Source organism: Actinosynnema sp. NPDC053489 (assembly GCF_044544865.1).
Taxonomy (GTDB): domain Bacteria; phylum Actinomycetota; class Actinomycetes; order Mycobacteriales; family Pseudonocardiaceae; genus Actinosynnema.
The window spans coordinates 130,736-152,156 of record NZ_JBITXT010000007.1; the positions used below are offsets into that span (position 1 = coordinate 130,736).

Sequence of the window (21,421 nt, forward strand, 5' to 3'; positions counted from 1 at the left end):
GCAGGCCGCAGCGCACCGCAGTCCTGCGGACAGCGGTGTCAGGCCCCGACCGTTCCGTCCACGGCCTCGCGCAGCAGGTCGGCGTGGCCGTTGTGCCGGGCGTACTCGTGGATCAGGTGGAGCATGACCAGGCGCAGCGACACGTCCTCGCCCCATGGCGCGTGGTGGCCGGTGACGTCGAGCGACTCCGCCTCGCGCTCGATGCGGCGGGAGTGCTCGACCTCCTCCCGCCACGCCTCGAACGCCTCCGACCTGGTCGCGGTGGAGGCGTCGTAGGCGACCTGGTAGTCACCGTCGGGCGACCACACCAGCGGGACGTCCTCGTGGTTGATCACGCGCCGGAACCAGGTCCGCTCCACCTCCGCCAGGTGCCGGACCAGGCCCAGGAGGCTCAGCGCCGACGGCGGGACGGAGCGGCGGCGCAGCTCCTCGGTGGACAGGCCGTCGCACTTCAGGGCCAGGGTCGCGCGGTGGTAGTCGAGAAACGCGCGCAGCGTCTCCCGTTCGCCCGCGCGCAGGGGCGGACCGATGCGTTCGGTGGTCACCGGTCCATCCTCCCCGGCGAGCCGAGGTCGATCCCGCGGACCCGCTCGTGCCCCGCTGCGGCAGCGGTTCGCCGGCCGACGTCGTGCCGTCGTCACCGGCTGGTGCGGCGCTGGTCGTGACGGCGGGCCACGGGGTGGTCGTGACGGCGAAGGGGTCGTTGGCGGCGGAGGGCAGGAAGTGCCGCCTGGACACGATCGGGTGATCATGGGCCGGAGATGTACGGAAACACTGTTCTCGTACATCGGTTGGATTGACCGAGCGCCGACCAGCCCCACTCCGTCACCGCACCGGCCGAGCGGACGGGGTTCGGCATAGCATCACGTGTCGGCCGCCGGCGGACGCGCGTGCCGGGCCGGTGCCGCGGAGGCGGCGGCACGAGCCGATGACCGCGGTCGGGACGGGAGGCGACGAGTGGAGCAGGTGCCGCCCGCCGTGGACGAGTCGGCGACCGGCGTCGACAGGTCGGCAGCAGGCGCGGACACGTCGGTGGCCGGTGTCGACACGTCGGTGGCCGGTGTCGTGGAGGCCAGGTGGGGCGTCCGCCCGGCGCCCGCGATCGCCCGCTACGCGGAGCCGGGCTGGCAGCTCTCGCCAGTCCCCGTCGACCGCCGCTGCCCGACCTGCGAGGGCGAGCTCCACGGCCTCTACCGCGCCCACCCGGACCGCGGCAGGCACCAGCTCCAGGCCGCCGTCGCCTGCCCCGCGTGCCCGGCGACGTTCACGCTGCGGGAGCTGAAGCTCGCGCAGCGGTCCGTGCTGGGCGACCTGCGCCCGGAAGCCGTCAGCCGCCGCCTGGCGGAGGACGCCCAGCTGGAAGCCCTGGCCCGGAACGCGCGCGCCGTCCGCCCACCGGCGTCCGCCGAGCCGAGCCTCGACCTGGCGCTGGAGCCGGGCGACGGGTCGCCGCGCCGGGGTGCGCGGCGGACGGGCGGGACGGCACGCAACCCCGGGTCGGGCTCGCCGGCACGGCCGGACGCGGAGCCGGGCCGCGTGGCGGGTTCGGACCAGGCGGCAGGTTCGGACCAGGCGGCGGGAGCAGGTCCCGGACGGCCGGCGAGATCGGGACGGGCAGCAGGCTCACGACGGGCAGCGAATCCGGGACGCGCGACGGCTTCGGGACGCACGGCGGACCCGGGACGCGCGGCGGAGCCGGAGCCAGTGGCCGAGCCTGAAGACGCAGGTCACACCCCCTCGACCGACCTCGACCCAACCTCCCCCACCGACACCGAATCGCCCACCGACACTGCCGATACCGCCACCACCGGCACCGCCACCACCGACACCGGCACCGGCACCACCGACACCGCGCGCAAGCCCGCGCGACGGGTGTCGACGGTCGCCATGGCCGCGCGCATCAGGTCCATCCTCAGCGGCTCCGAGGGCGCACCCGCGGCACGCGAGGCGGTGGTTCCCGTGTTGCCGCCGGCGTTGGCGGCGCTCGACGCACGACCGGTGTGGTGGTGCAAGACGGTCGACCCCGGGTTCCAGCCGCCCGCCGCGCCGCCCGGCACCGACGTTCGGGTCGTCCTGCCCGATTCGCCCGAGTTCGACGCCCTCCGCGACCGCTTGACCGCCGCCGACGTCCCCCACCGCTCCCTCTCCCACTGGCTCGAGCAGGAGGAGATCTCCGCGACCACCGCCACCGCCTGGCTCTCCGAAGTCGGCGGCGTGGTCCCCGAACGCTGCGAGTCGGTGGCCGGCGAGGGCGCCCGGGCCGCCCGGCTCGCCTTCGAGATGCTCTGGGACCTGCACGAACCGCCACCCGCGGACCACACCACCCCCGACCCCGTCCCGGTCACCGACCTGGTGCCGCCGGACTGGTCCCGGTTCCTGCCCTTCCCCGTCCTCAACCCCGCCCAGGCCCAGGCCGCACCCCACCTGGTGGACGGCGACTCCCACGTCCTGATCACCGCCCCGACCGGCGCGGGCAAGACGGCGATGGGCATGCTCGCCGTCCTCAAGGCCATCCTGCACGAGGGTCGCAAGGCCGCCTGGCTCGTCCCCCAGCGCTCCCTCACCGACGAGCTGGACCGGGAACTCGAGACCTGGCGCGACGAGGGCCTGCGCGTCGAACGCCTGTCCGGCGAGTACGCGGTCGACGTCGAGGCCGTGAAGGCGGCCGACCTCTGGGTCGCCACCACGGAGAAGTTCGAGGCCATCTGCCGCGCCAGCTCCCTGCAGGCGGCGCTCGGCGAGGTCGGCTGCCTGGTCGTGGACGAGATCCACCTGCTCGGCAGCCCCAACCGCGGCGCGCTGCTGGAAGCCCTCCTGGCCCGGGTCCGGGGCGCGGACTCGCCGGTGCGCATCGTCGGGCTGTCGGCGACGGTGTCCAACGCCGCCGAGGTCGCCGAGTGGCTGGAGGCCGAACTCGTCGCCACGACGTGGCGGCCGTCGAAGGTGACGTGGCAGTTGCCGACGATCCCGGCCGCCTCGGGCTTCACCGCGAACAACCGGCTGCGCGAGCAGGTCGTGCTGGACCTGACCCACCGCCACACCGCGGAGGGCGGCAGCGTGCTGGTGTTCTGCGGCTCCAAGCGCAACGTCCGCTCGACCGCGATGGCCATCGCCGCCGACCGGGGCGCGCCGGTGCACACCGTCGCGCCCGACGACGTCGACGGCCTCACGAAGGTGTGCGCGGAGGTCGGCGTGCGCCTGCACTACGCGGACTACGAGCACAAGCACGCCGCCGAACGGGCCTTCCGCGCCCGCGAGGCCGACGTCCTGGTGGCCACGTCCACGGTCGCGGCGGGCGTGAACCTGCCGGCCCGGGCGGTGGTCGTCCGGGACGTGTCGATCGGCGGCGAGCCGATCGACACCTCCACCGTGCTGCAGATGTTCGGCCGGGCGGGGCGCATCGGCGCGGGCGAGGCGGAGGGCTGGTCGTACCTGGTCGTCGACGAGACGCAGCGCGCCGACTGGCAGACGCGGCTGGTGGCCGGGTACTCGGTCTACTCCCGCATCCGGGACTCGCTGCCCGACCACGTGCTGGCCGAGGTGCTGCAGGGCCGCATCGGCACGGTGGACGACGCGCAGGCGTGGTGGGTGGAGACGTTGGCGCACGCGCAGGGCGACGACGACCTGGAGCCGGTGCAGGAGGCCGTGGACTTCCTGGTGGACGAGGGGCACCTGACGTCGACCGGCGGTCGGCTCGCGATCACCGAGCTGGGCCGGTTGACCGCGCGGATGATGGTGTCCACGCACACCGGTCACCGGTTGCGCCGCACGCTCGGCCTGCTGCCCGTGCCGCACGACCCGGAGGAGGCGGAGAACGCGCTGAGCCTGGTGCTGTCGGTGGCGGTGCGCGACCTGGCGGGCATCCCGGTGCCGGAGCCGGTGCGGCCGGCGGTGGCGACGGTGATCAAGGCGGGTGGCAGGACGTCGCAGATCACGAACACGACGTCGGTCAAGGGCCTGGGTTCGCAGGCGACGACCGCGCCCGGCGACCTGGCCTGGGCGGCGCTGCTGCTGGCCGCGCGGTCGCCGCACCTGTTCGGCTCGGCCAGGCGGCGGGTGGCGGGTGGCATCCCGATCACCACGCTGCACCCGGTGTACGAGCAGGCACCGCGGTTCCTCGCGTGGCTGGCGGCCCAGGGCGTGCTGGGCACCGTGCACCCGTGGATCGCCGTGGTGGCCGCCGACCTGGACCACCGGGTGCGCTGGCGGGCGCTCGTGCCGGGTCGCGGCGCGGGTCGGCTGCTGTGGATGTGCGAGGAGATGGCGACCCGCGCCCACCTGCGGGACGTCGTGCCGGGCCTGTGGCGGTCGGCGGTGGCCCGCGGCCTGCGCGCGCCGGACTGGCCGCCGGGGCGGTCGCCCGCGGGCTGCGTGCTCGACCACGCCGGCTACACCGCGTTGTTGCGCGAGCGGACCACCAACCACACCGTCACCGCGCACGCCGACCACGCGACCGTCACGGGCGGTCCGGCCGCGATCGCGGTCGCCTGGCGGGGTCGGGCCTGGACCGCGCCGTCGACCACCGCGACCGTCGCGTACCCACCGGTGGAGGACGACGACTCGACCGAGGCGGGTGTGGCCGTGTTCACGCGGCGCGGCGACTACCGCGCCACGGGGTGGCTCGACGCCTACACGAGCCTCGGCACCACGACCGACGACACCCCGCCACCACCGGTCCGCACGCGCCGCGGCCTCGGGCGGTGACCTACTCCCCGTCCAGCGCCTCCTCCACCATCGGCGCGAGGGTGCGGCTGAACGCGGCGTTGAGGTGGTCGGGGTCGTAGTACACGGCGACGTTGCCGACCACGCCGTGGCACTTGCGCTCGTCGCAGAAGTAGTCGGTGAAGTCGGCCAGCGACACGTCCGGGTTGCCGCTGGTCCGGGCGACCTCCGCCAACGGGTCCGCCGGCTGCGCCACGGCCCGGTCGACCGCGCACGCCGCCGGGTCGCGGGGGTTGAGCGCCACGCACTGGTGGTCGCGCACCTCGCCGTTCAGCGGCGGGTCGCCGAGCACGACCACGCGCGCCCCGGCGTCGGTCAGCCGCTTCCAGCGCGGTTCGAGGCCGTCGCGGTACTGCTCGGTCTGGGACCGGCCGCTGCCGTCGTCCACGACTTCCCTGCGCGCGTAGAACGAGGTCAGCACCACCGACGGCCGGTCCCGCGCGATCACGTCGGTCAGCCGCGCGGACCAGTCGGCGCACTCGCGCCTGACCTCGTCGGTCGCGGTGCCGCGGTAGCCGACGAACCGCACGTCCGCGAAGGGGCACCCGCCGAGGTAGGCGAACTTGAGCACCCAGCCCCGCGCGCGGGCCAGGTCGGCCACGGGCGGCTGCCACTGCTGGGCGTGCGAGTCGCCGACGAGCCAGACCACGCGCGGGGAGGCCGCTCCCCCGCTGTAGTCGCACACCGACACCTCGTCCGAGCCCTCGGCGGCGACGCACCCGGGCGGTGCCTTGAAGTACTCGTTGGCCGGCCCCATGTGCACGACCTCGGCCGGGCCGAACGGGTCGGCGCAGTCGTTGCCCGGGATCATCGCCCGCGCGCCGGCGCAGGCGCTCGCCCGCTCGTCCGCGAGGCGCCGGGCGGCCGCTTCGGCGTCGCGCTCGCCCTGGGCGACGTGCCGGGCGTAGGTCCAGCCCAGCCCGCCCGCGGCGGCCGTGACGAGGACCAGCCCCACCGCCATCGCGGCGAACGTGCGCCCGGTCCCGAGCCGGAGCGCGATGCCCCGGTCCTCGACCAGCACCTTGGACAGGTGCGCCAGCCCGACCGACACCGCGAGCACGACGAGGAGGTGCGGCGTGGTCGTCCGGCCGACGCCCAGCGCGCCGAACGCGAAGGGCGCGACGACGACCAGCGGCCAGTGCCACAGGTACAGGGAGTAGCTGATGTCGCCGAGGAACTGCACCGGCCGCGACGCGGTCACCGGCGCGTGCCACTGCCGGCCGGGGCGCTGCCCGGCCGCGATGACCAGCGCCGTGCCGAGGGTGGGCACCAGGGCCGCGTAGCCGGGGAACGGCGTCGAGTGGTCGTAGAGGAACGCCGACCCGAGGATCATCGCGAACCCGACCGCCGAGGCCGCGCCGGCGACCCTCCGGGGCAGGCCGAACCCGGTCAGCGCGACGAGCGCCCCCAGGGCGAACTCCCAGACGCGGCCGGGCGTGACGAAGTACGCCTGGCTCGGCTCCACCTGCGTGTAGTGGGCGCTGAACGCCAGCGAGGCCAGGCCGACCAGGGCGACGCCGACGACCTGCGCCCGGCGTCGCCGCACCTTGACCAGCAGCACCAGCAGCAGCGGCCAGACGAGGTAGAACTGCTCCTCCACCGACAGCGACCAGTAGTGCTGGACGGGGCTGGCCGCCGCGTTGACCGCCGAGTAGTCGACCGACTTCGCCGCGAGCAGCCAGTTCTCCCAGTACAGGGCGGCGGCGACCGCCTCGGTGGCGGTCGCCTCCCAGCGCGGGTACGGCAGCAGGAGGTAGGCGGCGACCACGCTGACGCCGAGCACCAGGAACGCGGCGGGCAGCAGCCGGCGGACGCGGCGGGCGTAGAAGCGGCCGAGGCGGACGCGGCCGGTGTCGGTGATCTCCCGGTCGAGGTGGGAGCTGATGAGGAAGCCCGAGATGACGAAGAAGACGTCGACGCCGACGTAACCGCCGGTGAGGCCGCCGGGCCAGAGGTGGTTGACCACCACGGCCAGCACCGCGACGGCGCGCAGGGACTGGATGTCGGTGCGGAACGCCGCCGGTCTTCGGGGGCGGGTGGGCACGCGCTCTTCCACGATCGTGTTCACGCGTACCTCACTCGGGCTGTTGCGACTACAGGGTGTTGGCGCGGCACAGTACCCGATGGGCCGCGCGGGAACCCCGCCTCACGTGGCGACCCCCGTCGCTCGACGTCCCGGACGACAATGGTCACCGACAGCCACAGGGTGGAGGTGCTCGCGATGGTCGACTACCCGCCGGAACCCTGGCACCTGCGCGGACGGGGGTGCGTCTCGGTGTGGTCGGTGCCGGCGGCGGCACTGCCGGCGCTGCCCGCTCGACCCGTGACGGTGTTCGGGCGGGCCGTGGTCGGCACGGCGTTCGTCGACTACCGGCCTCCGGGCCTGGCCTACCACGAGGTGCTGGCCGCGGTGCTCGTGCGGCGGGGCGCGCGGCTCGGCGTGTCGATCGCGCGGATCTGGGTGGACAGCGCCGCCTCGCGCGCCGGCGGCCGCGAGCTGTGGGGCATCCCCAAGGAGTCGGCCCGGTTCGAGTGGGGCGCCGGCCTGGTCGCGTCCGCCCGCGACGAGCGCGGTCCGATCGCGGCGGTGCGGGCGCGGTCGCCCCGGTTCGGCGTACGGCTGCCGGTGGCGACCTCGACGTTCCAGGCGTTCGACGGCGGTGGCGGTGACGGCGTGGCCCGCACACCCCTGCGCGCCACCGCCCGGGTGTCACCCGTCCGTGCCACCTGGGACGTCGACCCGGCCGGCCCGCTGGCGTGGTTGCTGCCCCACCGGCCGCTGCTCGGCGTCGCCGTCGACCGCTTCCGCCTGCGGTTCGGACCGCGCCGCAGGCCCTAGGCCGACCGCAGGAACGCCGCCAGCCCGTCGAGCAGCCGCCGCACCTCCTCGTCGGTCGAGTACGGCGCGAGCCCGACCCGCAGGCCGCCCGCGTCGCCGAGCCCGAGCCACCGGGACGTCTCGATCGCGTAGAACGAGCCGGCCGGCGCGTTCACGCCCAGCCCGGCCAGGTACCGGTACGCGTCCGCCGCCGAGCGCTCGGCGAACGTCAGCAGCACGGTCGGCGTCCGCAGCCGTGCCCGCGACCACACGACCACCCCGGGCAGCCGCGCCAGGCCGGCCTCGACCTCCTCCCGCAGCCGGTCCTCGTGCTCGCCCACCGCCGTCAGGGACGCCTCGACCCGCTCGCGCCGCGTCCCCGTCCCCGGCACCAGGTCGGCGATGAAGTCCACCGCCGCCGTGCAGCCGGCCAGCAGTTCGTACGGCAGCGTGCCCAGCTCGAACCGCTCGGGCACGGCGTCGGACGAAGGCAGCAGCTTGTCCGGCCGCAGGTCCGCCAGCACCTCCGGCCGCCCGGCCAGCACACCGCAGTGCGGTCCGAAGAACTTGTACGGTGAGCAGGCGAAGAAGTCCGCCCCGAGCGCCGCCACGTCCACCGGGTGGTGCGCGGTCAGGTGGACGCCGTCCACGTAGACCAGCGCGCCGCGTTCGTGCGCGGCGTCGGCGATCGCCGACACCGGCGGGCGCGTGCCGATCAGGTTCGACGCCGCCGTGACGGCCACCAGGCGGGTCCGCTCCGACAGCGCGTCGGCCACGTCGTCCAGCTCGCCGGTCGCCGGGTCGAACCCGACCCACCGCACGACCGCGCCCACCGCCTCGGCGGCCTGCACCCACGGCCGCACGTTCGCGTCGTGGTCCAGCCTGGTGACGACCACCTCGTCACCGGGCCGCCAGGTGCGCGCCAGCGTGCGCGCGAAGTCGTAGGTCAGCTGCGTCGCGCTGCGCCCGAACACCACGCCCCCGGGCGGCGCGCCGAGCAGGTCGGCCATCGCGCGCCGGGCGTCCAGCACGATCGCGTCGGCCGCGCGTTCGGCGGCGGTCACCACGCCCCGGTTGGCCAGGGACGAGGTCATCGCGTCGCGCACGGCGTCCGCGACGGCGGCGGGCACCTGCGAGCCGCCCGGGCCGTCGAAGTGGGCGGTGCCGGTGGCCAGGGACGGGAAGCGGGCGCGGACTGACTCGACGTCGAAGGTCATGCCACCACTCTGGTCGCTCCTCCACACCGGACTCCAGTGGCGCGGATCACCTTCCCGTCCTGTCGGTGGTCCAACCACCGCACAACCTGCGGAAGGGTGCGCCCAGCTCCGATGATCAGAGGAAGTCGCGGAACCACGCCCCGGCCAACCGCGCGACCTCCTCCAGCGCCCCCGGCTCCTCGAACAGGTGGGTCGCCCCCTCGACCACCTCCACGTGCCACAACGCCGGCAACCGCCGCGCCGCCGCCCGGTTCAGCTCCAGCACCTCCGCGTCCCGACCGCCGACCACGAGCAGCGTCGGGGCCTGCACCCGGGCCAACGCGCGCCCCGCCAGGTCCGGCCGCCCGCCCCGTGACACGACCGCCCGCACCAGGTGCGTCCCGGCCGCCGCCACCAGCGCCGCCGCCGCGCCCGTGCTCGCCCCGAACAGCCCGATCGGCAGCCCGCGCGTCGCCGGTGCCCGCGACACCCACTCGACCGACGCCGCCACCCGCTCCGCCAACAGCCCGATGTCGAACCGCAACCGGCCGCCGGCGCGGTCCTCGCGCTCCTCGCGCTCGGTCAGCAGGTCGAGCAGGAGCGTCGCGAAGCCGTCGCGCCGCAGCGACCCCGCGACGGCGCGGTTGCGCGGGCTGTGCCGCGAGCTGCCCGAGCCGTGCGCGAAGACGACCACGCCGGCCGGGTCGTGTGGGACGCCCAGGTCCGCGGCCAGGTCCACGCCCCCGACGTCGACCGACACCGCCGTCGTGCCGCTCGTGGTCATGCCACCGGGGGTTCTCGCGCCCGGTCGGGGGGAAACGGGTCGTGTCCCGGATGGGGGGCACGGGTAACCCGTCGGTGTGCTTCGGCGGCGGCGCGCCGAGCGGGCGGTGAGGAGTGGGTGATGGAGCGGGAACGCGGTGACGGCGGGCCGGTGTCCGAGCAGCAGGAGGGGTTCGAGCCCGGTCGGGGGGCGGTGCGCGGCGGGGCGGTCGGGGGCAACGCGGGGATGCAGTTCACCGTGCCGGGTGATCACGGTGACTTCACCGACGACGAGCCCGATCCCGTCGCCGACATCGCCGGGCCCGGCCACCTGCTCGGCCCCGAGGACGCCGCCATGCACATCGAGGACGACAGCGGGCCCGGGGACGAGTTCCGTGACTTCGAGGAGTAACTCCACCACCTGATCAGGCGGACTTTGCACGGTCGAGGGATTCTCGGTCGGGGAAACGCCACCCTCCCTAGCCTCCGAGCGTGTCCGAGACGCCCCCGAGGCCGGAAATCCCCGCCAAGCCCGACACGGCGGTCACCCTCACGCACCGGGCCATCGCCCTCCGCGCCGAGGACCCGCGAACGGCACGCGCGCTGCTCGGCGTCGCCCTCGCCGACGACGCCGGCTACGAACCGGCCTGGCGCTGGCTCGCCGAACTCGTGACCGACGACGCCGAGCGGCTGTTCTGCCTCGACCGCGCCTACGCGGTCAAGGCCGACCCGGGCACGCGGCGCGCCCGACGCGCCCTGCGCCACCTCACCCCCGCTCCCCCGCCCGAAGCGCGGGACGTGATCGAACCGCCACGACCCGACACCCCGGACACCGCGACCCCGGACACCGCGACCCCGGACACCGCGACCACAAGCACCACTACCCCGGGCACCGCGACCAACCCGGCACGCCGCCACCGCGCGCACCGGCCACTGGTCGCGGCAGGCGTGGTGGCGCTGATCGCCCTCGCCTCCTTCGGCGTGTGGACGACCACGGGCCGGGCCACGCAACCCCCGGTCCACATCGCCCTCGTCGCCGGCCTGACGGGGCGCGACCCGGCCGCCGCCACCGCCCTCGAACGCGGCGTGCGGATGCGCGTGGACGACGTCAACGCCGACGGCGGCATCAACGGCCACCCCGTCGAACTGCGGGTCTACGACGACGCCGACCAACCCGACCGGGCGCGGGGGATCGCCGAGCGGATCGCCCGCGAGAACAAGGTGCTCTACGTGATCGGGCACGGCGTCACCGCCACCTCCCTCGCCGCCGCGCCGGTCTACCGCGCCGCGAACATCCCGGCCATCACGCCGTCGGCGAGCGGGTCGGCCGTCACCGACAGCAGCGACTGGTACTTCCGCAGCACGTTCGGCGACCGCACGCAGGGCGACTTCCTGGCCGCCTACGCCTCCCGCGTCCTCGGCCTCACCAAGGTCGCGGTCGTCTACGACGACAACGACTCGGGCCGCTCGGCGCAGGCCGCGTTCGCCGACTCGTTCCGGGGGTTCGGCGAGGTCGTCACCACCGTGCCCGTCACGGGCGACCCGCGAGCGGCCGTCGACCGGGTGGCGCCGCTGGGCGTGCCGGTGCTGCTGGCCGCGGAGGACCGCACCGGCGTCCCGCTGGTGCGGGGCCTGCGCGCGGCGGGCCTGACCGCGCCGATCCTGGGCACGGCCGCCCTGGGCACCGAGTCGTTCCACGACGCCCTGGGCGGTGCCACGCGCGACCTGCACCTGGCGACGCCGATGGCGCACGACTCGCTGTCCGGCCAGGCGCTGGCGTGGGCGGAGGACTTCCGGCGCCGGTACGGCGAGCACCCCCGCTGGCACGCCGCCACCGCGCGGCAGGCGCTCAACGTCGGCCTGCACGTCGTGACCACCAACGGCACCCGGCTCGACCCGGCGTCGATCGCCGACGACCGCAAGCGGTTGCGGGACGGGTTGGCCTCCTTGAAGGACAAGAAGAACGCGTTCCCGGCGCTGCTGGGCCCGCTGTACTTCACGCCGACCGGTTCGGCGCAGATGCCGGTGTCGTTCGTGACCAGCGACGGTTCGCGGCTGGTGTCCGCGCCGGTGCAGTTGACGACCTACGAGCCGCCGTCGCCGCGGGCGCTCGCGGCCGGGCTGGCCGACGGCACGGTGATCGCGATCGGCGACCGGTACCTGACCCGCCGCCAGGTCGTGGCCACGGGCATCAACCTGAACGAGGTGCGCGACCTCGACACCCGCGACGGCACGTACTTCGTGGACTTCTTCCTGTGGTTGAAGTACACCGGCCCGGACTCGGCGGCGGACGTGCAGTTCGTCAACGCCGTCAAGCCGGACCTCAAGCTGGGCGAGCCGCTGCGGGACGTGGTCCGCGACGGGGCCACCTACCGGCTGTACCGGGTGGCCGACCGGTTCAAGAACGGCTTCGAGTTCCGCAGCTTCCCGTTCGACCACCAGCACCTGAAGGTGGTGCTGCAGAACCGGGCGCGGACCGCCGACGAGGTGGTGTACGTGACGGACAAGGAGATCCTGGACCAGCCGCCGGAGCACCACCTGCGCAGCGGCGCGGACGCGGAGGCGTCGATCAACGACATCCCGAACTGGCTGGCCACCTCCGCGCGGTTCGCGCAGCGGACGGTCGGCAGCAGCGACGCGCTGGGTGACGGTTCGGCGGTCGGCACCGCGGCGGGCATCTACTACAGCCAGTACGAGGGCGACGTGGAGATCGTGCGGGACACGTTGCCGTTCCTGCTGAAGAACCTCCTGCCGCTGGTGCTGCTGATCTGCGTGACCTACCTGTCGTTGTTCTTCAAGGGCTCGGAGAGCGCGGCCCCGGTGTCGATGGGCGTCACGGCGATCCTCAGCACGGCCGTGCTGCTGAACAACGTCACCTCGCAGCTCCCGTCGGTCAGCTACACGGTGGCGTTGGAGTGGGGCTACTACGCGTTCATCCTGCTGGCGGTGGGCTGCGTGCTGGTCGCCATGCTGCGCAAGCGGTTGGCGTCGGTGCGCGACGACGACGGGGAACGGCGGCTGGCGCGCGCGGCGCGGGTGGGTTACCCCGCCTACCTGCTCGCGGTGCTGGCCACGTACCTGGTGGTGTTCGCCTGACGCCTAGGCGCGGGCGTCCCACCAGTCGAGGACCCTCGTGGCGTAGAGGGTCAGCCACTTCGACGGCTCGCCCGCGGGGACGTCGACCTCGAACCACACGCGCCCGGGGTGCCTGCGGGCCTGGAGCCAGGTGCCGTCGGGCCGGCGGGCGGCGCGGATCAGCTCGATCGCGTCGGCCATGCGCGGGTCCGGTGGGACGCCGTCCAGCCGGGTGGCGTTGCGGAAGTACTCGGCGGCGTTGAGCACGTTGTAGAACCAGCGGAACGGGTAGGCGAAGCGGTCCACCCAGTACGCGACCGGTTCGCCGGTGGACAGCCGCCGGAACAGGCCGCGCGCCAGCAGGTACTCCTCCCCCGCGCGGCGGGCGGCGCGGGTGGCGCCGGTGCCGCCGGTCGCGATCTCGTGGTCGAGGAGGCCCTTGAGGGAGTTGAGGGTCGAGTGGAACGACGACCTGGTGGAGCCCTCGACCCACTCGCAGTTCCAGCCGCCGTCGGGCAGGCGGTGCTCGACGAACCAGTCCACGATGCCGGCGATGTCCGCGCCGAGCCACAGGCCGTTCTGGACGGTCCACGCGTTGATGCAGCAGTCGACCTCGCCGCCCCAGTACGGCAGGTCGTCGTACTCCCAGCGGCAGTCCCGGTCGAGCAGCTCGGCCGTGCGGCGCTCGCGCAGCACGGTCGGGTCCATGCCCCACTCGCGCAACGTGTTCAGCGTCCACGTCGTCGCCGTCCACGGCTGGCCCGCGCCCTCGGCCGCCTCGGGGCCGTGGAAGTCGAAGCCCGCGGGGAAGTACGCGCCGCCGGCCCACCGCCCGTCCGGGTCCTGGAGCGCGAGCAGGCGTGCGCCGAAGCCCTCGGTGGCGATCCGGGCGCGGGTCGCCTCCCACACCTCGGGCGGTTCGCGGAGCAGGTCGCGCTCGACCTGCCAGCGCAGCGCCGGGTCGGAGTCGAGCAGCCAGGTGTCCTTGCTCGTCATGGCGTGACCCTAGTCCACCGGTTCGTCCTCCGGGTTGCCCGCGGCGAGGGCGGCGAGCACGTCCAGCGCGGCGGTGAGGACGGGTTCCGGGGTGGCGGCGAGGGCGAGGCGGACGGCGTTGGGCGCGTGGCCGGGCACGACGGCGAACGCGGCGGCGGGGGTGACGGCGATGCCGCGCCGCGCGGCGGCGGCCACGAACGTCTCGGCGCGCCAGTGGTCGGGCAGCCGCCACCAGCAGTGGTACGCGCCGGGGTCGGCGCGGACGTCGAACCCGGCGAGGTGCCGGCGGGCGAGGACCTGGCGTCGCGCGGCGAGGGCGCGCTTGCGCTCGACCACCGCGTCGACCGTGCCGTCGGTGAGCCAGGCGGTGGCCGCGGCGAGCGGGAAGTGGCCGACGCCCCAACCGCCGGCGCGGGCGGCGGCGGCGACCCGGTCGACCAGGGGTCCGGGTGGGACGACGAAGCCGGTGGTGAGGCCGGGGGCGAGTCGCTTGGACAGGCTGTCCACGACGGTGGTGCGCTCGGGGGCCAGCGGGGGCAGGTCGGGGCCGAGGAACGCGTAGATGGCGTCCTCGACGAGCTGCACGTCGAGGTCGCGGGCGGTGTCGGCGAGTTCGGCGCGGCGGTGTTCGGGCATGGTGGTGCCGAGCGGGTTGTGCAGCACCGGCTGGAGGTAGGCGGCGCGGACGTCGGCCGCGCGGATCGCGTGCGGCAGCACGCCGTGCTCGTCGGTGGCCAGCGGCACGAGGGTGATGCCGAGCCTGGCCGCGACGGCCTTCACCACGGGGTAGGTGACGGCCTCGACGCCGAGCCGGCCGCCGACGGGGACCAGCGCCGACACGGCGGCGGCGATGGCCTGCCTGCCGTTGCCGGTGAACAGCACCCGGTCGGGGTCCGGCGCCCAACCGCCCCGGCCCAGGGCGCGGACGGCGGCGGCGCGGGCCTCGGGGGTGCCGCGGACGCCCACCGGGGTGAGGGCGTCGGCCAGGCCGTGCCGGACGAGCCGGTCGAGGCCGGGCGCGAGGAGGTCGGGCTGGTCGGGCAGGGCGCAGAAGTTCAGCTCCAGGTCGACCCGGGCGCCTCCCGGGTCGGTCGGCGCGGGGTCGACGGGCCGCGCGGAGCGCACGAACGTGCCCCGCCCGACCTCGCCGACCACGAGGCCGCGCCGGACCAGCTCGCCGTAGGCGCGGGCCGCCGTGGAGCCCGCGATGCGGTGGCGGCGGGCGAACGCGCGTTGCGGCGGGAGGCGGTCGCCGGGCTTGAGCCGGCCGGTGGCGATGTCGGCGGCGAGCCGGTCGGCGATCACGCGGTAGTCGACCACACCGGCACCCCACATTGCACCGAGAGCATTGTTTTCATTGCACCGAGCAGGGTGGCGTTCCTAGGCTGCCCGCGTCAACGGCTTCGGGGGGACGCGTGCGGATCGACGACATCGACATCGCCTACGACGACCACGGCGACGGCATCCCGGTGCTGTTCGTGCACGGCCACCCGTTCGACCGGTCGATGTGGTGGCCGCAGGTGGCCCGGCTGCGCGACCGGTACCGGGTCATCGCGCCCGACCTGCGCGGTTACGGCGGGACGACGGTCGTCGCGGGCACCACGCCGCTGAGCGCGTTCGCCGGGGACCTGGTCGGGCTCCTCGACCGCCTCGGGCTGGGCCGCGTGGTGCTGTGCGGGCTGTCCATGGGCGGGCAGATCGCCATGGAACTGCACCGGACGCACCCGGACCGGGTCCGCGCGCTGGTGCTGGCGGACACGTTCCCGGAAGCGGAGGCGCCGGCCGGGCGGGAAGCGCGCCGCGGGGCGGCGGACCGCCTGCTGCGGGAGGGCATGGGCCCGTACGCGGACGAGGTGCTGGACAGGATGATCTCGCCGCACAACGCCCGCGCGCTGCCCGAGGTGGCGGCGCACGTGCTGCGGATGATGCGGTCCACGTCGCCGGAGGGCGCGCCGGCGGCCCTGCGGGGGCGCGCGGAGCGGCCGGACTACCGGGACTCGCTGGCCCGCGTCGCGGTGCCGGCACTCGTGGTCGTCGGCGAGGAGGACGAGTACACGCCCGTCGCCGTCGCCCGCCGCCTGCACGAGGGCATCCCCGGTTCGGCGCTGGCCGTGATCCCGGGCGCGGCGCACCTGCCGAACCTGGAGCGGCCCGACGAGTTCACCGACGTCCTGGAGCGGTTCCTCGCGCGGCTCTAGGCGGGCCGCGCGACCGGCCGGACCCCGCACAGCAGGCGGGTGCGCGGCAGCGCGGCGGGCGCGGGGCGGAGGCGGTCGGCGACGTGGGCGGCCGTGGGCCGGCGGTCCGGGGACAGCGCGGTCATCGCCCTGATCAGCCGGGCGAGGCCCGCGGGCACGTGGTGGGGGATCGACGGCGGGCGGTGCAGGCGCGCGACGGCGGCCTCCACCCGGTCGCCCTGGTACTCGCGGTAGCCGGTGAGGCACTCCAGCAGCACCAGGCCGAGGGCGTAGACGTCCGCGGCCGGGCCGACCTCCTCGCCGCGCACCTGTTCCGGCGCGAGGTAGGAGGCGGTGCCGACGACCACGTTGGTGGTGGTCACCCGCGCCGCGTCGAGCGAGCGGGCCAGGCCGAAGTCGGCCAGGTAGGTCGTGCCCGAGCCGTCGAGCAGGATGTTCGCCGGCTTCACGTCCCGGTGCACGACGCGCTGCCCGTGCACGTGGGCGAGGGTGTCGGCGACCTGGTGGCCGAGCGCGCGGACCTGGGCGGGGGTGAACACGCCGTCGAACAGCCGGTCGCGCAGCGTCGTGCCGTCGACCAGCTGCAGCACGACGAACGACGTCCCGTCGCACGTGCCGACGTCGTAGACCGACAGCAGCCCGGGGTGCGACAACGCGGCCAACGTGCGGACCTCGTTGTCGAACCGGCGCGCCTCGACCTCACCACCGCGGAACACCTTGACCGCGACGAACCGCCGCAGCAGCACGTCCCACCCGCGGTGCACCTCGGCCGCCCCGCCGACGCCGAGCCGGCCGGTCAACCGGTAGCGGCCGGCGAGCACGCGGTCCTCGGTGGCCAAAGCCATGGCCCCACCCTTCGGGTCGCCTGTGCGGACGTACCCGAGTTCCCGAGCCGCTCGTCACCCAAACGCCGGAACAGGTCGCGGTCTGATCACAGCGAGTCGCGACCTCCTCGTCGCCGAGCAGGGCCGCGCCCGCGGCACACCTCCCGGCTCAGCGCGGGGTGGTGCAGCGGTCGGTGCCGGGGCACGCGCGGAGCAGGCGGATCTCCGGCGGGTGGGTGATCGTGGCCGGCGGGGTGGTGGCGCCGTCCGGCCAGCGGATCGAGATCGAGATCGAGGAGGCGTTGTTGGCGTAGGACTTCTCGAGCAGCGAGCGGTCCTCGTTGACGACGTTCACGACGTCGTAGCGGCCCGACGGCACCCGGCTGATGTCGAGCCACTGGAAGTCGACGGTGTGCAGGTAGTCGTCGCCGTACCCCACCGAGATGCCCTCGGCGACGGTCAGCGCGTCGGGCGTGCGGTGGCCGCACCGGTTCTCCCGCAGGAACGCCGCCAGCCGCCCCTGCGCGCTCGCCCCGTCGGTCGGGCGGTTGGCCAGGCGGTCCGCCGTGGCGTAGCGGTCGCCCAGGCAGAAGCCGGTCTTCCGGTCCGTCACCACCGCCTCACCCGACGGGGTGCGGAGCTGGAAGTGCTCGAAGTCGAGCAGGTGCCAGTGCTGGTGCGAGGCGGCGGGCTCGTAGTACAGGGTCGTGGGCAGGTCGCGCTGCGCCTGCTCGAACGCCATCGGGATCGAACCGTCCACAGCGGACTGGAACGCCTGCCGCGCGGTCATCCGCGGCTGCCCCCGGTCCCCCCGGCTGCCGTGGATGAGCAGGGGGCCGTCGCCCACGTTGTCCACCGAGGTGGTGAACCGCAGCCGCACCGCGCCGATCGGGCCGGACCACGCGCACTCGCCGCTGGGCGCGGTCGCGTCGGCCACCGGGCACAGGTCCCAGTCGACGCACCGCTTCGGGTCGCCCGTGTAACCGCCCGCGCAGCCCACCGGGGCCTGCCGCAGGTCGGGCAGCAGCACCGTCCCGCTCGCCGACGCCGGCGACGGGCCCACCGCCACCGAGGCGAGCACCACCGACGCGAGCAGGATCGCGTGTCTTCGCACCATGGGAGTCCGTCCACTCGGAATGATCCACGGACCAACCTAGTGAGCCGCACCGGCAATTCGGGCCGTGAACGCCCAAGTTCACTCGATCGACTGAGGCACAAGGGAAATCCCGCGCCAGGACTCTAACCTTCACCGCGATCGCGCCCCGGGGCGCGTCACCCGCGACTGGAGGTGGGTCCGATAGACCAGGCAGTCACCGGCACCGTCACGATGGTGTGCGGCACCAGGCCCGAGCTGATCAAACTCGCCCCCCTGATCCGCGTGCTGGGTGCCGGCGCGGCCGTCGTCTACACCGGGCAGCACTACGACACCGCGATGTACCACCGCATCCGGCGCGACATCGGCAGGCCGGGCCGGTTCCACGAGCTGGCCGTGGGCGGCGGCAGGCGCGGCGGCCAGCTCGGCGCGGCCATCGCCGCCGTGGACGGGGTGCTGGCCCAGCACCCCACCAGGGCCGTCATCGTCCAGGGCGACACGACCTCCGCGCTGGCCGGCGCCTTGGCCGCCAACGCCAACGACGTGCCGCTGGTGCACGTCGAGGCGGGCCTGCGCAGCTTCGACCGGGCCATGCCCGAGGAGCACAACCGGGTGGCGATCGACCACCTCGCCGACCTGTGCTGCGCGCCCACGCCCCTCAACCGCACCAACCTGCTGGCCGAGGGCGTCCCCGAGGAGCGCATCGAGATCACCGGCAACACGGTGGTGGAGGCGCTGGTGACGGCGCTGCCGGGGCGGGACGAGGAGGCCGTCGTGCTGGCCGCGCACGAGCTGCGGCGCGACGGCTACGTGCTGGCCACCGTCCACCGGCCGGAGAACGTGGACGACCCGGTGAACCTGGAGACGATCCTGCGGGAGCTGAACCGCCTGCCGCTGCCGGTCGTGCTGCCGCTGCACCCGCGCACGGCCAAGCGGGTCGAGGCGTTCGGCCTCACCCCGCTGCTGCGCCGGCTCCGGGTCGTGGAACCGCAGGCGTACCCGGCGTTCCTGGCGCTGGCCCGCTGCGCGGCCGTGGTCGTGTCCGACTCCGGCGGCATCCAGGAGGAGGTCAGCGTGCTCAAGCGCCCGGTGGTCGTGGTGCGCCGCAGCACGGAGCGCCCCGAGATCGAGGGCACGTTCGGCACCCTGGTGCCGCCCGGCCCGCGGGTGTGCGAGGAGGTGCTGCGGTGGCTGGACGACGTGCCGGGCCACCGCGAGCGCCTGGAGCACATCCCGTCGCCGTACGGCACGGGCTCGCCGTCGGCCCGGATCGCCGCCGCGCTGCGGCAGCTGGTCCGCGGCGAGCCGGTGCGCGCCCGGCAGCTCAGCCCGGAACGGGTTGTGGTGCCCCCGCCAGCGTCGCGGCTACCCGCCGCGCCAGTCCCGCACTCGAGTTCCAGCTCGTGACGTCCGGGTAGACGTGCGCGGTGGTCGCCAGCAGCACCGGGGTGCCCGCGACGACCACGGGCGGTCGCCGCGCGAGGTAACCGAGCGGGTACACCGGCTCCACGAACGGTGCCTTGAAGACGCGCACGTCCTCCACGTCGTCGGCGGACAGCGCGGGGTGCAGCTCCCGCAGCTGCGCCGTCCACCGCGCGGCGACCGACGACTCGTCCTCGGCGAACAGCGGCGACTCCCGGTCGGTGTAGCGCATCGCGTACACCAGGTGCCGGCCGTCGTAGGGCTCGACGCCGGCCAGCGGCGTCATCTCGACCAGGCCGTCGAACTCGGTGCCGGACCGCACCACGGGGGTCCAGTAGTGGCCCGACAGCGGTCGGCGCAGGAAGAACAGCGCGTTCACCACGCCCTGGTACGGCAGCCGCACGTCGGGCAGGCGCGCGGCCAGGTCCTCGTCCGCGAGCTGCCGCAGCAGCGGCAGCGGCAGCGTCGACACCACGCGGTCCGCCGCCACGACCTCGCCCCCGCCGAGGGTGATCCGCGCGCCGGTGCCGCTCAGCGAGACCCGCCGCACGGGCGCGTTCAGCCGCACCGAGCCGCCGCCCGCCTCGATCGACTCCCGCAGCGCCTCGATCACGGCCCGGTAGCCGCCGCGGGGGTAGCCGCGCACGGACACCGCGCCCTCGCGCCCGAGGCGCTGCCACAGGTACAGCGCGGGCACGTCGCCGAACCGCGCGCCGAACTTCGCCCCGAACAGGGGCGCGAGCAGCAGCTCCCACACCCGGTCGCCGTACAGCCCGCGCAACCAGTCCTCGGTGCGGGTGCCGTCGAGGTCCTTGCCGCGCCCCAACCGCCGCAGCAGCACCGACACCGCACCGAACCTCAGCCGGTCGGGGACACCCAGGGGGGTGAACCTGAGCAGGTCGAGGGCCGTGTTGAACGGGAACGCGCGACCGTCGACCACCATGCCCATCGTGGTCGGCCGCCAGGTGATCGCGTCGCGCAGCCCGAGCTCGCCGAGCAGGTCGAGCAGGTGGTCGTCGGTCGGCATCACGCAGTGGTAGAAGCGCTCCACCCAGCGGTCGCGCCAGGCGAAGAACGTGCCGAGGCCGCCGAGCTGGTCGCTGCCCTCCAGCACCGTCACCCGGCTGCCGGCGCGCACCAGCCGGTGCGCCGTGGCCAGGCCGCAGATGCCGCCGCCGACGACCACCACGTGCCCGGGGTCGGGCCGCATCACAGGGCCCGGTGGGGCGCGGGCGAGAGCCGGTCGCGCACCAGGAGCCGCGCGTACTGGCCGACGGTGCGGGCGATCCGGATCTTGCTCGGGCCGCGCTTGCGGTCGTAGCGCAGGGCCAGGGGCACCTCGGTGACGACCGGGCGGCAGTGCCGCAGCTTGAGCAGCAGCTCGACCATGCAGGCGAAGCCGCGCTCCTCGATCAGCCGCTCGCCCCAGTGCCGCTGGGCGCGGGCGAGCAGGCTGACCCGGTAGGCGCGGAAGCCGCTGGTGAAGTCGCGGACGTCGGCGAACCGCAGCACGCGCCGGAACAGCGCCGCGGCACCGCGCGACAGCAGCCGCCGCAGCGGGGGCGCGGTCGCGTCGTCGCCGCCGTCGACGAACCGGGAGCAGATGACCACGTCCGCGCCGGCCGCGATCTCGTCCTCCAGCCGGTGGATCAGCGCCGGGTCGTGCGTGTCGTCGGCGTCCATGACCACGACGACGTCGTCGCCGGACGCCTCGGCGAGCACGGCCCGCAGCCCGGACTGGACGGCCTGCCCGAGGCCGAGGTTGACGCGGTGGCGGACCAGCCGCACGTCCAGGCCGGGCCAGCCGGCCGCGACGACGTCGGCGGTGCCGTCGGACGAGCCGTCGTCCACGACCCAGGCGGTGAGCTTCTCGGTGAGGGCGACCTCGGCGAGCCGGGTGAGCAGCGGCGGCAGCGAGGCCGCCTCGTTGTAGGCGGGCAGCACGACATGGGCACGGGCGTGGGTGCGCACGTCACCGGAAAGGGCCGGCCCGCCCTCTTCCGACGCGGTGCGCACGTCGCCTTCGTCGACGCTCAATGGGCCCCATTTCACTGGATGGCGTATGACGGTCCAGAATTATTCGCCTCCGGGCGACGAGGGGATTCGACCGCCCCGCCGGTATCCCGTCGCACGTCCGGATGAATTTCCGCCGGTCGCGGAGGCGCGTACCACCGGAAAGGGGAAGAATGTTCATCCAGAGAGTGAAATAGCGCCAATGAATCACACTCGATGCACACCGAGTGAGCAGAGAGTCCCGTTCGGATGGTCTCGAACGGGTGACCAATTATCGGTTCATGGTGGGAAGGACGTCGTCC

General features: G+C 74.6%; 17 protein-coding genes. 7 read left to right on the top strand and 10 right to left on the bottom strand.

The annotated features are described in order from the left end of the window. Window positions 1-38 precede the first annotated feature (38 nt). A complete protein-coding gene (locus ACIGNX_RS17860; protein ID WP_396541292.1) occupies window positions 39-545 on the bottom strand; it encodes a DinB family protein in 507 nt (168 codons plus the stop codon). A gap of 47 nt (window positions 546-592) precedes the next feature. On the opposite strand from ACIGNX_RS17860, the gene ACIGNX_RS17865 reads away from it, so the two are divergent. Next, a complete protein-coding gene (locus ACIGNX_RS17865; RefSeq protein ID WP_396541294.1) occupies window positions 593-748 on the top strand; it encodes a hypothetical protein in 156 nt (51 codons plus the stop codon). A gap of 209 nt (window positions 749-957) precedes the next feature. Then, a complete protein-coding gene (locus ACIGNX_RS17870) occupies window positions 958-4,704 on the top strand; it encodes a DEAD/DEAH box helicase (RefSeq protein WP_396541296.1) in 3,747 nt (1,248 codons plus the stop codon). 1 nt (window position 4,705) lies between these two features. On the opposite strand, the gene ACIGNX_RS17875 is transcribed toward ACIGNX_RS17870, so the two are convergent. After that, on the bottom strand, window positions 4,706-6,790 hold the full coding sequence (locus tag ACIGNX_RS17875) for an acyltransferase family protein (RefSeq protein WP_396541298.1): 2,085 nt from the start codon (window positions 6,788-6,790) through the stop codon (window positions 4,706-4,708). A 153-nt stretch (window positions 6,791-6,943) separates the two neighbouring features. On the opposite strand from ACIGNX_RS17875, the gene ACIGNX_RS17880 reads away from it, so the two are divergent. Next, the gene (locus ACIGNX_RS17880; RefSeq protein WP_396541300.1) at window positions 6,944-7,561 is read left to right on the top strand and encodes an acetoacetate decarboxylase family protein; all 618 of its coding nucleotides are present in this window, start codon (window positions 6,944-6,946) and stop codon (window positions 7,559-7,561) included. On the opposite strand, the gene ACIGNX_RS17885 is transcribed toward ACIGNX_RS17880, so the two are convergent. Both ACIGNX_RS17885 and ACIGNX_RS17890 read right to left on the bottom strand, forming a co-directional pair. After that, window positions 7,558-8,757 (bottom strand): cysteine desulfurase-like protein, encoded by a 1,200-nt coding sequence (locus tag ACIGNX_RS17885; protein WP_396541302.1) that lies wholly within the window; start codon window positions 8,755-8,757, stop codon window positions 7,558-7,560. The two genes, ACIGNX_RS17880 and ACIGNX_RS17885, sit on opposite strands and share 4 nt — an antisense overlap. Window positions 8,758-8,872: 115 nt before the next feature. Then, window positions 8,873-9,520: a dienelactone hydrolase family protein gene (locus ACIGNX_RS17890; protein ID WP_396541304.1), complete on the bottom strand. Its 648-nt coding sequence runs from the start codon at window positions 9,518-9,520 to the stop codon at window positions 8,873-8,875. Window positions 9,521-9,640: 120 nt separating this feature from the next. Between ACIGNX_RS17890 and ACIGNX_RS17895 the strand changes: the two genes are divergently transcribed. Together ACIGNX_RS17895 and ACIGNX_RS17900 are read left to right on the top strand one after the other, a co-directional pair. Beyond that, window positions 9,641-9,910, top strand: coding sequence for a hypothetical protein (locus ACIGNX_RS17895; RefSeq protein WP_396541306.1), 270 nt, complete (start codon window positions 9,641-9,643; stop codon window positions 9,908-9,910). An 80-nt stretch (window positions 9,911-9,990) separates the two neighbouring features. Continuing rightward, window positions 9,991-12,594: an ABC transporter substrate-binding protein gene (locus ACIGNX_RS17900; RefSeq protein ID WP_396541308.1), complete on the top strand. Its 2,604-nt coding sequence runs from the start codon at window positions 9,991-9,993 to the stop codon at window positions 12,592-12,594. A gap of 3 nt (window positions 12,595-12,597) precedes the next feature. Here the strand turns inward: ACIGNX_RS17900 and ACIGNX_RS17905 are convergent, their stop codons facing one another. Together ACIGNX_RS17905 and ACIGNX_RS17910 are read right to left on the bottom strand one after the other, a co-directional pair. Further along, window positions 12,598-13,569 carry a squalene cyclase gene (locus ACIGNX_RS17905; protein ID WP_396541310.1) on the bottom strand — a complete coding sequence of 324 codons (972 nt, stop codon included), beginning with the start codon at window positions 13,567-13,569 and terminating at the stop codon, window positions 12,598-12,600. Window positions 13,570-13,578: 9 nt separating this feature from the next. Then, window positions 13,579-14,889 carry a PLP-dependent aminotransferase family protein gene (locus tag ACIGNX_RS17910; protein ID WP_396541312.1) on the bottom strand — a complete coding sequence of 437 codons (1,311 nt, stop codon included), beginning with the start codon at window positions 14,887-14,889 and terminating at the stop codon, window positions 13,579-13,581. A gap of 95 nt (window positions 14,890-14,984) precedes the next feature. On the opposite strand from ACIGNX_RS17910, the gene ACIGNX_RS17915 reads away from it, so the two are divergent. Then, on the top strand, window positions 14,985-15,767 hold the full coding sequence (locus ACIGNX_RS17915) for an alpha/beta fold hydrolase (RefSeq protein ID WP_396541314.1): 783 nt from the start codon (window positions 14,985-14,987) through the stop codon (window positions 15,765-15,767). Here the strand turns inward: ACIGNX_RS17915 and ACIGNX_RS17920 are convergent. Both ACIGNX_RS17920 and ACIGNX_RS17925 read right to left on the bottom strand, forming a co-directional pair. After that, window positions 15,764-16,612, bottom strand: coding sequence for a serine/threonine-protein kinase (locus ACIGNX_RS17920; protein ID WP_396541316.1), 849 nt, complete (start codon window positions 16,610-16,612; stop codon window positions 15,764-15,766). The genes ACIGNX_RS17915 and ACIGNX_RS17920 overlap by 4 nt on opposite strands. 148 nt (window positions 16,613-16,760) lie before the next feature. Continuing rightward, window positions 16,761-17,708 (bottom strand): lysyl oxidase family protein, encoded by a 948-nt coding sequence (locus ACIGNX_RS17925; protein WP_396541318.1) that lies wholly within the window; start codon window positions 17,706-17,708, stop codon window positions 16,761-16,763. Window positions 17,709-17,918: 210 nt separating this feature from the next. Between ACIGNX_RS17925 and wecB the strand changes: the two genes are divergently transcribed. After that, the gene (gene wecB / locus ACIGNX_RS17930) at window positions 17,919-19,091 is read left to right on the top strand and encodes a non-hydrolyzing UDP-N-acetylglucosamine 2-epimerase (RefSeq protein WP_396541924.1); all 1,173 of its coding nucleotides are present in this window, start codon (window positions 17,919-17,921) and stop codon (window positions 19,089-19,091) included. Here wecB and ACIGNX_RS17935 read toward each other — a convergent pair. After that, complete coding sequence (locus tag ACIGNX_RS17935) at window positions 19,009-20,316, bottom strand: FAD-dependent oxidoreductase (protein ID WP_396541320.1); 1,308 nt, start codon at window positions 20,314-20,316, stop codon at window positions 19,009-19,011. The genes wecB and ACIGNX_RS17935 overlap by 83 nt on opposite strands. Further along, the gene (locus ACIGNX_RS17940; RefSeq protein ID WP_396541322.1) at window positions 20,316-21,143 is read right to left on the bottom strand and encodes a glycosyltransferase; all 828 of its coding nucleotides are present in this window, start codon (window positions 21,141-21,143) and stop codon (window positions 20,316-20,318) included. The genes ACIGNX_RS17935 and ACIGNX_RS17940 overlap by 1 nt, the downstream gene beginning before the upstream one ends. Window positions 21,144-21,421: the final 278 nt, after the last annotated feature.